Source organism: Candidatus Protofrankia californiensis, assembly GCF_900634765.1.
GTDB classification, from domain to species: domain Bacteria; phylum Actinomycetota; class Actinomycetes; order Frankiales; family Frankiaceae; genus Protofrankia; species Protofrankia californiensis.
This window is the reverse complement of sequence record NZ_CAAAFT010000387.1, coordinates 13,874-14,497: the sequence shown is the minus strand read 5'-3', so window position 1 is coordinate 14,497 and position 624 is coordinate 13,874. Positions and strand designations below refer to the sequence as shown.

The following is a 624-nucleotide window of genomic DNA, read 5'->3' as shown; positions in this document are numbered from 1 at the left end:
GGCCGCGGTGGTCCGGATCGCCAACCCGATCGCCGAGGATGCCTCCAACCTGCGCACAACCCTGCTGCAGGGACTGTTCGCCGCGGCTGTTCGCAACATCGGCCGGGGTCAGGCCGATCTGGCCCTGTTCGAGACCGGTCTGGTCTTCCGGTCCGTCGTCACGGTTGCCACGCCACCGACCCCGCCGCTCACCCCGGCAGTCGACCACCGGCCCGGTGACGCCGAGATCGCCGCGCTGAACGCCGTCCTGCCCGAACAGCCCAGGCTGGTGGCCGTCGTCCTGACCGGCCGTCGCGAGCCGGCCGGCTGGTGGGGCCCAGGGCAGCCGGCAACCTGGCAGGATGCCGTCGACGCGGCGCACACCGTCGCGGAAGCCACCGGTGTGGAACTGGCAGTGGCCGCGGACGCGGTGATGCCATGGCACCCGGGTCGGTGCGCGCGCCTGTCAGCGGACGGCCGTGTGGTCGGGTACGCCGGGGAGCTGCACCCACGCGTGATCGCGGCGTACGGGCTGCCGGCCCGGACCTGCGCCATGGAACTCGACCTCGACACGGTGATCGAGATCGCGTCGTCGCGTCCGCCGGTCACCGCGCCGGCGGTGTCCACCTATCCGCCGGCCGACCG

Annotated in this window: 1 pseudogene; it reads left to right on the top strand. The window is 73.4% G+C overall.

Features of this window, described 5'->3' with window-relative positions:
• Positions 1-624: pseudogene (locus DD1DGNOD_RS19840) on the top strand (phenylalanine--tRNA ligase subunit beta); the annotation flags it as partial.